The sequence below is a fragment of the Fischerella thermalis PCC 7521 genome, assembly GCF_000317225.1.
Lineage (GTDB): Bacteria > Cyanobacteriota > Cyanobacteriia > Cyanobacteriales > Nostocaceae > Fischerella > Fischerella thermalis.
In genome coordinates, this window is record NZ_AJLL01000063.1 from 39,285 (window position 1) to 54,432 (window position 15,148).

The window sequence follows — 15,148 nt, forward strand, 5'->3', positions numbered from 1 at the left end:
AAAATTGTTGATTTCAAAATGTGGTTAGAAAAACTTGTTTAAAACAGGATTTTTGCAGAATGAATTCGTCCATTTAAATTAGCGCGGCTAGCGATAATTTGTTCATAAACCGCTTCGTACCCATTTACCATTTGGGTGACGCTAAATTTGTTTTCTACATATTCTCGGCAAGTACGACGATTTAATTCCAGTGCTTTAGGAATCATTGTCGCCATTTCTTCAAAACTTTGACAAACAAAACCTGTCACACCGTGAGCAATAACTTCTGGTACAGAACCCCAATTCATTGCAATGACTGGTGTACCAGTTGCCATTGATTCAATCATTACCAAACCAAAAGGTTCTTGCCAAGTTATGGGGAACAGAGTGATTGCAGCATTACCAAAAAGTTCTGCTTTCTCGGCGTGATTTATTTCTCCAAGAAACTGAATTTGCTGACCATCAATTTGGGGAGCAATTTCTTTTTCAAAAAAATCTAAATCCACTGCATCTACTTTTCCAGCCATTTTCAACCGCCAACCTGTTTTTTTGGCAATAGCGATCGCGTGCTGTGGGCCTTTTTCTGGCGAAAAACGACCTAAAAATGCTAGATATGGTGGATCATCTGGTTTGTCTACAAAAGGGTAATCGTTTGTATCAATTCCATTGTAAACTGTACTAATGTAATTCAGGTCTATTTGTCTCTGGGCATTGCTAATACTGATGTATGATTGCTTTTGGTGATGTCTGTAAACTTTGCGATTGTCTTCGGTGAAGCTACCGTGCAGAGTATGCACTGTAGGCGTTTGTACTAAACTCGCTAAAGCTAAAGCCGAAATCCCTACATGGGAATGAATTAAGTCGAATTCCGCTGCTTTCTGGTAAACTTGGCTGAGTTCAAGCATTTCATATGCTGTGTACTCTTTGACGTTGGGGTCTAAGCGCAGCGCACGGGGATAAACTGCTTCTAGCTTAGCCAAAGTCTGTGAATCTCCAGAAGCGAACAGAGTGACCTCATGACCGCGACGAACTAGTTCATCGGTCAAGCGACTCACTACTAGTTCAATTCCTCCATACGTTGGAGGTGGAACTCGTTCCCACAAGGGGGCAACTTGAGCGATTTTCATAAGTTGTTTTGGTTCAGCAGGTGATATCGTCCTTAGTTAGTAGGACTTACATGCAATTAGGTAGAGCATTTTTACCTAACTATCTGACTTTAACATTAACCTGAGTCACTCTTGGTAGTGCAAGATCAATTAACCGAACTTTGCGATCGCCTGCTAGGGCAAAAGATAGATAACAGAACATAAAAAGCTTAGAAAATCAGCTTTTAATATATTCTTAATATTTTGATTATCTTTGCTTTGCCACAATGTACTAGCCATTGTAGAGCATCAGCACAAGCAATCAGGTAACTATACTGATCAATTTAAAAGTAGTAATACTTTGCTTGCATCTATCTTGGGGATCATAGACAATCAAGAGTTTTGTAGTGAAAAATACTAAATTCTACAAACAGATCAATTTAAGGAACACAAACTAAATCAAATACACAACCTCACCCCTGTCCCCTCTCCGTGGGTTCACCAGAGGGATGCCATAGCCGGGGTGAGGTAAGCAATAGACAAAGGCAAAAGTAAAAGGACTATGAGGAGAAATAGTACTAAATACCAATAACCAATAACAAATGACAAATGAAAATAGCTACTTGGAATGTTAACTCTATTCGCACCCGCTTGCAGCACGTTGTTGATTGGTTAATTCAAAATCCAATTGATGTATTGTGTATGCAAGAAACTAAAGTAATTGATGATAATTTTCCGCGATCGCCATTTGAAGAATTAGGCTACCATATCTATCTATCTGGTCAAAAATCTTACAATGGGGTTGCCATTGTCAGCCTACAACCTCTACAAAATATCAGCACCAGTTTTACATCAATCTTGCCAGAAATATCACCAGAATTTGACGAGCAAAAGCGAGTAATTACCGGTGTAATCAATGGTATGAGAATAGTGAATCTTTACGTACCCAATGGTTCGGCAGTAGGCAGCGAAAAGTACGAATATAAATTGCGATGGTTGGCAATGTTGCGAGAGTATTTGCAAACTCTGCTAGCATCCACACCCAACATTTGTATGTGTGGTGACTTTAATATTGCCTTGGAAGATAAAGATATCCACGAAAAAGTGAATCCAGAAAATCATATTATGGCATCCGAACCAGAGCGCCAAGCTCTGCGGGATATCTTGACACTGGGATTTGCTGACGCTTTTCGCAAATTCACATCAGAAGGTGGGTACTATAGCTGGTGGGATTACCGCGCCGCATCATTTCGCCGCAACTTGGGTTGGCGAATTGACCATCACTATCTCACACCCAATTTGTACGAGCTCGCAAAAAGCTGCACTATAGATATACTTCCAAGAAAGTTAACTCAACCTAGTGATCATGCTCCTGTAATTCTGGAATTGTAGACATGAAACGCGATCGCCAAACTTTTCTAATTCCGTCAAATTCACATCTGTGATGGTGCATTAGCTAGAGGGTTAACGCTACTACCTCCTAATTTTGGAAGTTTAAAATACAAGGGATCGAGGATAGGGGGGACGAGTTGGAGGACAAGGGAGAATGTTAATCAAATACTCTCCCTTGTCTTTGCGTCACCCTCTCCCCCGCCCCCTACACCCAACCCAAAATCACTATGTTTCTAGTCACAGGAGCTTCCGGAGGAATAGGTCGTCGTGTCGTGCGAATTCTGCGCGATCGCGAAATGTCAGTTCGAGCATTTGTTCGTCTCACCTCGCGTTATGGAGAGTTAGAACATCGAGGTGCTGAAATTTTTATTGGTGATTTAGAACAACAAAAAGATATTCACAAAGCTTGTCAAGATGTCCAGTACATTATCAGCACTCACAGTTCTGATGGCAATCCCTTAGCTTTAGACTACCGCGCCAATATAGAGCTAATTGACCAAGCAAAAGTCAATGGAGTGCAACATTTTGTATTAATTTCCGTATTAGGAGCTGACCGAGGATATGAAGATGCTCCGGTGTTCAAGGCCAAACGAGCAGTAGAAAGATATTTAGAAAGCAGTGGCTTAAATTACACTATTTTACGTCCAGCTGGATTAGCATCTAACTTGCTGCCATTGGCAGAGCGATTTCGGGAAACAGGGGTATACTTGCTAATTGGCGACCCCAAAAACCGGACTTCGATTGTGAGTACAGACGATTTAGCAAGGATGGTAGTAGATTCTGTGACAGTTGCGGGCGCTCGCAATCAAATTTTACCTGTTGGAGGACCAGAGATTTTATTACGTGAAGATATTCCCAGAATTTTCGGTCGCATCTTTAACAAAGAGCCAATCATAATTAATCCGCCACTATTTATGATTGACGGTTTGCGTGGTGTGTTGGGTTTTATTAATCCCCAAGCACAAAAAAATTTGGGAACCTTTCGCACATTGCTGGCAAACGAATTTTTCTGTACAACTGAAGAAATTACCAACTTAGAAGCGATTTTCGGTTTTGAGTTGGAAACACTAGAACATTTTTTACGGCGTTATTTAGCAGTCTAATTTAGTTGGTTGTTGATTGTTAGTAGTTGTTGGGAAACAACCAACAACCAACAAACAACCACTAACCACTAACCACCAACAAAATTCTATGAGATACTCCCTAGCCGCAAATGCTGCTCAAGCACGTCAAACAAAACAAAGATTTGCTAAACCAGACGAACAACTGTCTTATGAATTGGGTAAGGCGGTGCAAGAATTACCGCCTTTGTATACAAGATTATTAGCGGGAACAATTAGTGCAATCGTGTTTGGAGCGATCGCATGGGCACATTTTTCCGAAGTAGATGAAGTGGCGACAGCAAGCGGAGAGTTAATTGCTTCTAGCCAAGTACGACCGATTACATCCCTGGGAAATGGCTCGATTTTAGCAGTGAAAGTTAAAGAAGGCGATCGCGTCAACAAAGGCCAGGTTCTAATTGAACGTGACCCAGAGATACAACAATCTGATGTTGTACGCCTCAGTAAATCTGCTGATTTAATCAAAGCAGACTTACGACGTTTGGATGCAGAACGTACAGGAGCAACAACCACAGGTACACAACTGCAAGATCAACTTCTGACTTCGCGCCTACAAGATTACAAAGCACGTCAAGCAGCAGCAGAAGCAGAAGCAAATCGTCAAAAAGCCTTGATTGAACAAGCCAAAGTCCGCCTTAGTCGGTTGCAAGATAACTTAGCTAACGCCCAAACTAGCCTTGCTAATGCCAAAACCAACCTCATCAATGCCAAAAGTCTGCGAGAGAAAGTTGTTAGTAATTTGGCGATCGCTCAACAAAGAGAACAAGGATTACGCACCCTCGATAATTCTGGTGCCATACCTAGAATAGATTACCTAGAAGCACAAGATAGACTCAATCGCGCCAAAGCAGAAATTACCAGAGCCAATGATGAAGTCACCAACGCTCAAAATAAAATCACAGAGGCGCAAGATAAAGTCGTATCTTTAAAAAAAGATATTGATGCTCAAAAGCAAGAAATTCTCCAAGCCCAAGCAGCTTATCAAGCCGCTAGCACTCAAGCACAGCGTTTAGCTTCAGAACGTTTAAGTGAAATTTTGACCCAAATTAACAAACGTAAAGAAGAACTCACCAACGTTCAAGGTCAGTTAGATCAAGCGCAAAAGCAGCGACAGTTAGAAACCATAGAAGCTCCAGTGTCAGGAACAGTCTATAGAGTCAAAGCTACTAAAGGGCCTGTACAATCAGGTGAAGAATTACTTTCCATTCTGCCAGATGGGGAAGAATTGCTCCTGGAAGTCAAAGTCCTCAACCGTGATATCGGTTTTATTCGCCAAGGGATGAAAGCAAAAGTGAAAATGGCCACCTTCCCGTTTCAGGAATTTGGCGTTGTTGATGGAGAAGTTCTTCAAGTCAGTCCCAATGCCATTGTTGATAAAGAATTAGGTTTAGTTTTCCCCACTAGAATTAAGCTAGCAAAACACTCTTTGATGGTGCGGGGTCAAGAAGTTGGTTTTACTCCTGGTATGGCTGCTAATGGTGAAATTGTCACCCGTAAAAAGTCAGTATTGACTTTCATTTTAGAACCTGTAACTCGCAGATTCAGCGAAGCATTTTCTGTCAGGTAAGGTTGGTTGTTGGTTGTTGTTTGTTGATTGGTGGTTGTTAGTGGTTGATTATTTACCACCCCTGACACCTCTCCTTTCCCCATCACCCCTACCCTACGGGAAGCCGCGCAGAGCGTCTACACCCCATCTTCAATACTTTTCAGACATCCTCTGAGTCGGTGTTGACAAAGACAATTCACCAGAAGCGATCGCAGTAATTACAGTAACAATATTAACTTATCTTAATAAGAACAAGCAATATTTATTAACATATAAATTGCTTTTTTGTTTATCTATAATTTGATTAATAATGATAAGATAATATGATTGTAAAAATAAAAGGGGGTGAAAATACCATGCTACCCAAAGTTTTACCCAACTTAAAAAATGTCTTTGGGAGTGTCGTTGAGGACTTTGGCATTCCTGGTATTGTAGCAGTGATTGTTCTGCCTATTGCCATACCAGTGGTAGCAGTTGCTGGTAAATCCTTAACTAAAACAGCAATTAAAGGCGGAATTGTTCTTTATGAAAACAGTAGAAGAGCGATCGCAGCAGTGAGTGAGAACTTCACAGATATAGTCGCACAAGCAAGAGCAGAACTTCCTGCTGCCGAGAATAGTAGACACTTACGACGAATTAGGTAGGACAATAGATTTTCAGGAAAGTCATATTTGTTTAGCAAAGAGCGCGCTGCAATAGAAGAAGCAAAACAATCAAATCTTTGCATAAATCAAACATGATGTTATTGTTCCGAAAATCATCAATTCTGCTAAGGTTATCAGATCCAAATCATCAGGATCAAAAGTTTATTACAAAATAACTGATCTCCTGATCAGATCAAATATACCTATACAAGTTGCGGTTACAGGAGAAGTTTTGATGCAAGCAAAAAAAGATGCGGTAATGTGGAGAATGCTCAAAAAAATTTACCGTATCTTCGTTTGTTTGCGTCGCGATATTAGTCTTAACAACTGAATGCAACTTGATATTGAAATAATTCGGTATCTGTGGGTAATGGGTAATGAGTAATGGGAAAAATCAATTACCAATTACCAATTACCAATTACCAAATTAAAATTCCTAATTTCGAGTTTGACCGGACTATACTTTTCTCAAGGCAGTTGCTCTGACTAAAAGTTTTTTTGTAAACAACTACTGCTGGATAAGTATGTCTTGTTTTGTGCTGCTTATCAGCATATGGATAATGCAGAAAAAGACACGGGGACACAAAGAAAAATTCTCCCCGTATGTGTCTTATTTTTTCTCACACTAATTGGAAAAAAGATTGTGACAGATAGATAGCTAAAAAGCTTATCCAGTAAATTTCACAATCTAAAATCCAAAATCGTATTACACCTCACATCCCGTCACATTAGAGGAGGCGAGACATGAGCAATTGGTACCAAATAGATGCACAAGAAGTTCTGCAACAACTGGGTAGCGATTTATCTTTGGGATTGAGTACAGCCGAAGTCAGTCGCCGCCAACAACAGCATGGTTACAACGAGTTAATTGAGCAAGAATTACGAAGTCCTTGGCAAATACTCTGGGAACAGGTAAATGCAACTTTAGTGATTATTTTGATTGTGGCAGCGATCGCCTCCGGTGTGTTGGGTGACTACAAAGATGCATTAGGGATCATAGCCATTGTGGCACTGATTGCTGTTCTGGGATTTAGTCAGGAGTACCAAGCACAAAAAGCGATCGCCACTCTCAAAAAATTATCTTTACCTAACGTCAAGGTACTGCGTAATGGTCGGTGGAAAGAAATTTCTGCCCGTGAATTAGTGCCGGGAGATATTATCCAGTTGGATGCAGAAGATATCGTACCAGCTGATTGCCGTGTTTTAGAAAGCGTTGGTTTGCGAGTCCAAGAAACAACCCTGACAGGAGTATCAGAACCTACAGACAAACAGCCACAAACACTTTCTCAAGCAGGCTTGCCATTGAGCGATCGCCACAATATGGTTTACATGGGTACAGTTGTTACCTACGGGCAGGGTCAAGCAGTAGTCACAGAAACTGGAATGAAAACCGAGATCGGACGAGTTGCTTCTATGGTGCAAGCAGTGGAAGCAGAACCAACCCCACTTCAGAAGCGCTTAGATGAACTGGGACGGGGATTAGCAATAGCTTCTCTAGGAATAGTGGCGGTTATTCTCGTTTTGGGTATGCTGCGTGGAGAAGACTGGAAAATCATGCTCTTGACTGCCATCACTCTCGTAGTCGCAGCTTTACCAGAAGGATTACCAGCAGTAGTCACCATTGCTTTGGCTTTGGGTGCGCGCCAAATGCTGAAACGGCAGGCGCTGATTCGCAATTTGCCTACTGTAGAAACCTTGGGATCGGTGACTGTAATTTGCTCTGGCAAAACAGGCACTCTGACCGAAAACCGAATGACAGTTACTGTCCTTGATGTTGCAGGTCAACGCATAGATTTAACTACCCGGATGCGCGCTTGTGTTGGAGAAAAAAGCCAAGACAGACCATTTCTGCTGTGTCAACCACCAGCTATATCTTTGCTTTTAGCTAGTAGTACTCTCTGCAACAATGCTTTGCTAGAACCAGACAGAGATGAGCCGCGTTATTTGCGGGCTGTAGGCGATCCGACCGAAGGCGCTTTAGTCATGGCAGCTGCTCAACAAGGATTATGGAAGGCTGACTTAGAGCATCTTATTCCTCGTGTCGCAGAAGTTCCCTACGACTGTCGGCGCCAACGCATGACCACCATCCACAAATTCCCTAGCATTCCATCTAGAATTCCTTGCGCTTTGGAAACAGTTTGGCATTGGAGCGAAAAAATTGGGGGAATATCTTACATTGTCTTCACCAAAGGTACGGTTAATAGCTTATTAGATGTTTGCAGTCACATCTGGATTAACGGACAGGCCAAACCATTAACTGAAATTTGGCACAGACATATCTGTGTCACCCACAGTCAACTAGCTGAAAATGGTTTACGGGTAATGGGGGCAGCTTTTCGACCTTTGCAGTCTGTCAATGAGTGGGAGGACGTAGAGCAAGACTTGATTTTTATTGGTATGGTCGGTATGAACGACCCAGCAAGACCAGAAGTGCGAGACGCTGTACTCACCTGCAAGCGCGCTGGTATTCGCCCAGTGATGATTACAGGGGATCATCCCCTGACAGCTAGATTTATCGCCCGTGAAGTAGGCATTGCTACAGATAATCAAATCATTACCAGTGAAGAGTTATCGCAATTATCTGTTGAGGAATTACGATGCACCCTAAATGATAGATCTGTGTATGCGCGGGTTTCTCCCCAACATAAATTTGAGATTGTCCAGACTCTGCAACAACAGGGACACATCGTCGCTATGACTGGTGATGGTATCAATGACGCACCTGCTCTTAAAGGCTCCGACATTGGTGTGGCAATGGGTATCCGGGGTACAGATGTAGCAAAAGAGGCAGCAGATATGGTACTGCTAGATGATAACTTTGCTACCCTAGTAGCAGCAGTCAAAGAAGGAAGAGTCATTTACGACAATATCCGCAAGTTTATTAAATATCTGCTCAGCAGTAATGTTGGTGAACTTTTGGTAATGTTGCTGGCTCCTTTTTTGGGAATGCCATTACCTTTGTTACCACTGCAAATTCTCTGGATTAACCTGACTACCGATGGTTTGCCAGCCCTGGCTCTGGGCGTGGAACCAGCAGAGCGAGACACAATGAATCGTCCTCCCTACCCTCCCAACGAAAATATTTTTGCTCGAGGCATGGGAAGGGATATTATCTGGATTGGCATCCTCATGGGTTGTATATCTCTGGGTACAGGATTTTTGTATTGGAAAATAGGCAGTCCTGCTTGGCAAACTGTAATATTTACTACCTTGACTCTCTCCCAAATGGGTAACGCCTTAGCAGTGCGTTCCAACCGCGACTCTCTGTTTACAATTGGTTTGTTGTCTAATAAAGCACTTTTAGCTTCAGTAGCTTTAACACTAGGTTTGCAAATTGCAGTACTGTATGTGCCGTTCTTCCAGAAACTATTTAATACTTTACCTCTGTCAGCACTGGATTTGGTGATTTGTTTGGCTGTGAGTAGTTTGGTCTTCTGGTGTGTAGAGTTGGAAAAATGGCTGCTTCGTCGTAGCAATTCTGACAGCAAACTGCATTTAGTAGCAGAAACTAGTGAGGAAAAAGATATGCAAGTATGCAACCGCGTTCCTACCTCTCCACGTTTACGTTTATGTAATTCCTCAAAACCCAGTTATCGCACTTCTTCTTTACGTCTACATTTGCGTTTAAAGGCAAGTGGGTACAGACGCAAGTAATATCGCTGTAAAACTTGATTTGGGTGAATTCAAAGCGTAAGCTTCTTCTGTAATTTTAGTTTGTGCGATCGCTACTAAAATCTTTAACTGAATAAAATTAAACTTTTTAGCGATCGCATAAACCAAATACTTTCTTTTTGAAAAGTTTATTAATAATATTAAATAATCGCAACCGATAGTTTCTTAACACAAACACATACGTTGCATAAAATGGGGATGAATGAATAATGAACCGCCATAGACGCCAAGAACGCCAAGGATTAGATTTTTAAGTTTTCATAAAAAAACCTCCTGCTTTCTCTGTAACGCCAAAGCTCAAGTTGAGTCAGCTAAACTTAGAATTAGGATTTGGCTATAAGATCCACTCATTTTTTAAAAAAAGCTTGCGTAAATTTTGGCAAACAATAGTTAATTATTTGGCAAGTAATCAAGAATTAAAAGTTTGGCAAAAAATGGATCGTCACGGTAATGTTTATTGGCAAGCATATGACCCTGTGACTGGAAAGTCTTTTATGTCAGGTTCTGAATCTGATATGCGTGCGTGGATTGAACAAATTTATAGATAGTTCAAGTTTTTAGGAGTAAATAAACCGCAGAGGACACAGAGGACACAGAGAGAGAAGGAAGGGTTGTTATATGACAGATTTAACTCTTGTAATTGGCAATATGAACTGCCGCGCTAAACTTCCTGGTAAAGGGATGGCATTAGGAGTACAAAAAGATATTGACCGCATCACTACTATCTGGAAAGATTGCCGAGAAAATTTTGGTGTTAATGGTGATATGTTATTTGGTCAATTCACTATTGCTGATGCTATGTTTGCTCCAGTAGTCTTACGGTTTGTGACCTATGATGTGCAGTTGGATAATGTTGCTCAAAATTATGTAGAAGCAATTTTAGCAATACCAGCACTGCAAGAATGGATCAAAGCAGGTAAAGCAGAGCAAGAAATTATTCCTACTTTTGAATTTTAGGAAATAGTTTATTTGAATGATGTATGGTTGTTAGCGATCGCTTGACTATCTAATCTACACAATCTCAGGATTTCGATAATTTTACCACCGATTCTTTGGTAAATTTGAAAAGCAGAGGGACGCAGAGTTTTTCTAAATGGTATTTATTCAGGATTTAATAATTGCTGGTGTTGATATTTTCGGCATGATTTTTATTAACACGGAACATCAGCTGTAACTCACCTACATCTGCGGTAAAACCCAGATGCTCATAAAAAGACATCATCTCTAGTAAACAATAAAGAGCCACCACTTCAACAGAGTATAATTTAGGATGATTGATCACTAATTCCATCAGTTTAGAGCCAAGTCTCATATTTCTATGACTAGGTTTGACGATGACATCATAAACAGTGGCTCTATATATAAAATCGGTGAGAACCCGAGTAAAAGCAATTAAGCGATCGCACTCATCAACCAATCCAATGATAATATCCGATGCTGCTAGCATCTTCTCGATTTCTTCACGGGTACGTCGTTGACTCCAGAATTCATTTTTGTATAAATCTAATAAATCTGAAATTTGAGTTTCACTTAGTTGTTCTACAACTTGATAATTCATAAAAGAATCATTATTGAACGTGAGTTCGACGGAACCTAACCCCAATCCCTTCCCTAGTAGGGAAAGGGTAAAAAATCTATAATTTTTCCTCTCTTCCTCTCTTCTTCTGTGTTCTCTGCGTCTGGTGTGGTTTTCACTCAAACTTCATTTTTGTCAATCAGATTGAATTACCATGCTTAAATATTGTTTTAAATTTATCCTCCAACTTGCATAGCCTCAGCTGCTTTAGCACCACTTTCCAAAAAATCATTTGCCTTCATAATTTCGTAAAGGTTGATATCTGTTTCTAATAAACAAGCATGTCCACTTTCAGGTAATACTACAACTTTGGAGTTGGGTAAAATATTAGCTAATCTTTGTGCTTCTGCAAGAGAAGGTAACAGTCTATCCTGAGTGCTAGCAACTAGTAAAACTGGTTGATTCAGTTGACGTAACTGTTGTTCGTCAACACTGAATTCTCGAATTAGAGATAATCGCCACAGAACAGTTTGTGAAGGTATAGAACGCATTGTTTTCAGCAATTCTTGGCGATCGCTTCTGGAAATACGTGATAATGTTGCTAGAAACGGTAATAAAGCTAAAGCGCCAATGTCAAAACAGGATGATGGCACCAAATAAGAAAACTGAGATGCCCACTCGTATAATGGGCGAAGATGAAAACTAGAAGCAGGATTAATCAGAATAATTCTTGCAAATAGATGCGGTGCTGCTACAGCTACTTTTTGAGCTAAACAACCCCCAAAAGATTCACCACAAAGATAAACTGGTCGCTGGGAACTTTTTTCTAATTCTGCATGGATCAAGTCCAAAACATTATTAGTTAATACTTCCCAGCTAGTCAAATCTTCCCGTGGGATTGCCAAACAACGAACATCGAAACCAACTTCTAAGCCTGCTGTTTGCGTTCGTAATAGTTGACCAGTTCCATCCATCCCAGGTAAATATACAAACAAGGGATATTCTGGCTGAAGACGTTTGGTAGTCAAAAAACACGGCTTTAGTGATACTTTTGGGGTCATTGATTAATGGTCAATCGTCATTGGTCATTGGTTATTGGTCATTAGTCGTTGGTTATTGATCATTAGTCATTGGTCATTGGAAGTAACCAACAAACAACAAACAACAACCAACCACTAACTCTAATAAGATCCTTCACACAATAGATTAGCAATTTCGCCCTGACAATGTTCTGTTAGTTCAGTGACAACAGTTTTAGCTTGTTTACCTCGGTATAGTTGTTGGTGTTGGGAGGTAATCCAATAAGGACGGCCTATTAACACCGCAACACGATTGTATATTACCAAAGGATGCCAGCCTGGTTGATCGAATAGTGGTTCGGAAGGGTCAAACAAGTTCAATAGTTTCAGGGGAACAGCTGATGTGTTAATTTCTTCAATAGAGGCGATCGCAACTGGCAAAATTGCCAAATCTTTGACATTGGTTCGTAATGCCAGATGAGCAAATCCTCGTTGAAACTCACCCACACTGTTCGGCTGAGTGAATTTCACCATCGGTTCTGTTCCTTCGGGAAAAACTCCAACCAATTGCTTTGACTTCAGCAAAAGTTGTGCTTGCTTAAAAAAGCTTTGTTGACGTTGTTGATTTGCCTCTAAGGGAAAGCATCCCAACCCTGCTACTATTTCTCGCATAATGGGTACTTGTCCCATGTAATGATGACAAGCAAATCTGATTGGACTCGAAAGTGCTGCCATCAAGATTGGTGCATCCATAAAGCTACGGTGATTGCTCACTACCAACACACTGGCATCTTGGGGAATGCGATCCTCATAGTAGCGAAACATCTTGGTTGAGAGTGCCGCTAACAACCAGTGAGAAATATTCAGGGGGCTGTTTACACTCATAACTCTTTAATATAAAAATCTCACAAACATAGGTGTTTATCTGCACTTAATCGTTACATTTCTTCACTATGCCTGGGACTGCCTTAAGGTAGAAATGTTTGAGTTAATAAAATTAGGAAAATGGTTTACACAGAAGTCGCTAATTATAATCTCGCCAACAAAAAATTGTGAAAACTCTTTTTATTGCAGTTTTATACCTCAGATTTAACATAGCCGTGACGAACTTTGTTGATCACAAAGGATAAAATATTTCTGTGCCTTACTTTTTCTGAAAGTTTCTTTTCTATAGAAGTCATCTATGAGAAAATTCTCATGAATATTATACGAAAATATTTTTCTCCAACCCCTAGTCCCTAGTCTCTGGAATCTGGCGGCTCTTTTCAAGGCGATATATGTGTTTCTATCGACAAAAGCAATTAAACCAAGAAGTTTCAGCAAATCAATAGCTGCGAATTTCTTTGTTTTTGGTAAAAATTAACTGAATTTATACTTATAAAAAACTAATTCCAAACTGAAGAAATTTGTTAATATTCTAGTAGAAGTTGAAAAGATGAGGTTTATGTTATATAATGGCGTGGTTTTATCTCTATAAGTAAGATAGAAAATAGTTTTAACAACTTATATTTTTATTGTGCATGAATCTAGTGGATCAAACAGAAAAAACATTTGCACTGACAACACCGCTATATTACGTCAACGACTTGCCTCACATTGGTAGCGCATATACAACCATCGCAGCTGATGTCGTCGCACGTTTCCAGAGACTTTTAGGGCGTCCGGTACTACTGATAACTGGAACAGATGAGCATGGGTTGAAAATTCAGCGAACAGCCGAAAGCAAAGGTATATCCCCCCAAAAGTTCTGCGATCAAATGTCTGGTGGGTTTGTTTCTTTGTGGCAAGTGCTAAATATTAAATATGATCGCTTTATCCGGACTAGCGATCCTCGCCACGAAGCAATAGTGAAAGAATTCTTCCAGCGAGTATGGAACAAGGGTGATATCTACCAGGGACAGCAAAAAGGTTGGTATTGTGTCTCTTGCGAAGAGTTCAAAGAAGAACGAGAATTGCTAGAGGGACACCGTTGTCCAATTCATACGAACAAAGAAACAGAGTGGCGAGACGAACAAAACTATTTTTTTCGCCTATCTAAATACCAAACCCAACTTGAAGAACTTTACCAATCTCGACCAGATTTTATTCAGCCAGAAAGCCGCCGCAATGAAATTCTCAACTTCGTCAAGCAGGGGTTACAGGACTTTTCAATTTCACGGGTAAATGTAGACTTAGGTTTTAGAGTTCCAACCGATCCGAAGCATACTCTGTATGTTTGGTTTGATGCACTACTAGGTTATGTAACAGCATTGTTGGAACCAGATGCAGAACCAACACTAGAGAACGCTTTAGCAAAATGGTGGCCGATAAATTTGCATTTAATTGGTAAAGATATCCTACGCTTTCATGCAGTTTACTGGCCAGCCATGCTCATGTCAGCCAATTTACCTCTACCAAAACAGGTTTTCGGACACGGCTTTTTAACCAAAGATGGTCTGAAAATGGGCAAATCTCTTGGTAATACTCTTGATCCCGTAGCTTTAACTACAAGCTATAGTGCAGATGCTGTTCGTTATTACTTCCTTAAGGAAATTGAATTTGGTAGAGATGGCGATTTTAATGAAAGTAGATTCATTGATGTTCTAAATGCAGATTTGGCAAATGACTTAGGAAATTTGCTCAATCGCACTTTAGGGATGGTGAAAAAATATTGTGCTGGCAATGTGCCACCAATTACAAGTGAAGATATACCTAATGATAGTCCATTGAAATCAATAGGTTTACGTCTAGGGGAACAGGTAAAAAATGCTTACGAAGCGTTAGCGTTCAATCAAGCTTGTGACGCAATCTTGAAACTGGTACGAGCCAGCAACAAATATATTGATGAACAAGCTCCTTGGTCTTTATACAAACAAGGACAGCAACAGGCTACAGAAAAAGTATTGTATTCCGTCTTGGAATCAGTGAGATTGGCTGCTTACCTCCTATCTCCAGTGATCCCAAACATCAGTCACAGTATTTACCAGCAACTAGGCTTTGAAATCGATTTTAATAATCAAGCACAAACTGCCATCACTGCTCCTTTTGCCATTCACGGCACATGGGGGGTATTAAGCGACAAACAAACATTGGGCGAACCATCTCCAGTGTTTAAACGCATAGAACCACCTAAATAACATTAGTTAGTTCTTTCAATTTCTGATTTTGTTTACTTGCTCGGGGCTAATTCGATTG

General features: G+C 40.4%; 11 protein-coding genes and 1 pseudogene. 8 read left to right on the top strand and 4 right to left on the bottom strand.

The window, feature by feature from the left end; all coding sequences use genetic code 11:
- Nucleotides 1-38 precede the first annotated feature (38 nt).
- Nucleotides 39-1,106, bottom strand: a complete 1,068-nt coding sequence (locus UYK_RS0113870) for a glycosyltransferase family 4 protein (protein ID WP_016871601.1) — start codon at nt 1,104-1,106, stop codon at nt 39-41.
- 567 nt (nt 1,107-1,673) lie between these two features.
- Here UYK_RS0113870 and xth point away from each other — a divergent pair.
- The 7 genes and pseudogenes from xth to UYK_RS0113905 all read left to right on the top strand — a co-directional run.
- Nucleotides 1,674-2,456, top strand: coding sequence for an exodeoxyribonuclease III (gene xth, locus UYK_RS0113875; protein ID WP_009457197.1), 783 nt, complete (start codon nt 1,674-1,676; stop codon nt 2,454-2,456).
- A gap of 227 nt (nt 2,457-2,683) precedes the next feature.
- Nucleotides 2,684-3,559, top strand: coding sequence for an SDR family oxidoreductase (locus UYK_RS0113880; RefSeq protein WP_009457196.1), 876 nt, complete (start codon nt 2,684-2,686; stop codon nt 3,557-3,559).
- A gap of 88 nt (nt 3,560-3,647) precedes the next feature.
- Nucleotides 3,648-5,144 (top strand): beta-barrel domain-containing protein, encoded by a 1,497-nt coding sequence (locus tag UYK_RS0113885; RefSeq protein WP_009457195.1) that lies wholly within the window; start codon nt 3,648-3,650, stop codon nt 5,142-5,144.
- A 335-nt stretch (nt 5,145-5,479) separates the two neighbouring features.
- Entirely contained in the window at nt 5,480-5,767 is a 288-nt protein-coding gene (locus UYK_RS0113890) for a DUF5132 domain-containing protein (protein ID WP_016871603.1), read from the top strand.
- A gap of 744 nt (nt 5,768-6,511) precedes the next feature.
- A complete protein-coding gene (locus UYK_RS0113895) occupies nt 6,512-9,421 on the top strand; it encodes a cation-translocating P-type ATPase (RefSeq protein ID WP_009457192.1) in 2,910 nt (969 codons plus the stop codon).
- Nucleotides 9,422-9,741: 320 nt separating this feature from the next.
- On the top strand, nt 9,742-9,987 hold the full coding sequence (locus tag UYK_RS0113900; protein ID WP_009457191.1) for a hypothetical protein: 246 nt from the start codon (nt 9,742-9,744) through the stop codon (nt 9,985-9,987).
- 100 nt (nt 9,988-10,087) lie between these two features.
- Nucleotides 10,088-10,396: pseudogene (locus UYK_RS0113905) on the top strand (glutathione S-transferase C-terminal domain-containing protein); the annotation flags it as partial.
- A gap of 154 nt (nt 10,397-10,550) precedes the next feature.
- On the opposite strand, the gene UYK_RS0113910 reads toward UYK_RS0113905, so the two are convergent.
- The 3 genes from UYK_RS0113910 to UYK_RS0113920 form a co-directional block, all read right to left on the bottom strand.
- On the bottom strand, nt 10,551-10,997 hold the full coding sequence (locus UYK_RS0113910; protein WP_016871604.1) for a GNAT family N-acetyltransferase: 447 nt from the start codon (nt 10,995-10,997) through the stop codon (nt 10,551-10,553).
- A gap of 194 nt (nt 10,998-11,191) precedes the next feature.
- Nucleotides 11,192-12,016, bottom strand: coding sequence for an alpha/beta fold hydrolase (locus UYK_RS0113915; protein WP_009457188.1), 825 nt, complete (start codon nt 12,014-12,016; stop codon nt 11,192-11,194).
- A 120-nt stretch (nt 12,017-12,136) separates the two neighbouring features.
- Nucleotides 12,137-12,859: a lysophospholipid acyltransferase family protein gene (locus UYK_RS0113920; protein WP_009457187.1), complete on the bottom strand. Its 723-nt coding sequence runs from the start codon at nt 12,857-12,859 to the stop codon at nt 12,137-12,139.
- A gap of 635 nt (nt 12,860-13,494) precedes the next feature.
- Here UYK_RS0113920 and metG point away from each other — a divergent pair.
- Complete coding sequence (gene metG, locus UYK_RS0113925; protein ID WP_009457186.1) at nt 13,495-15,090, top strand: methionine--tRNA ligase; 1,596 nt, start codon at nt 13,495-13,497, stop codon at nt 15,088-15,090.
- Nucleotides 15,091-15,148 lie beyond the last annotated feature (58 nt).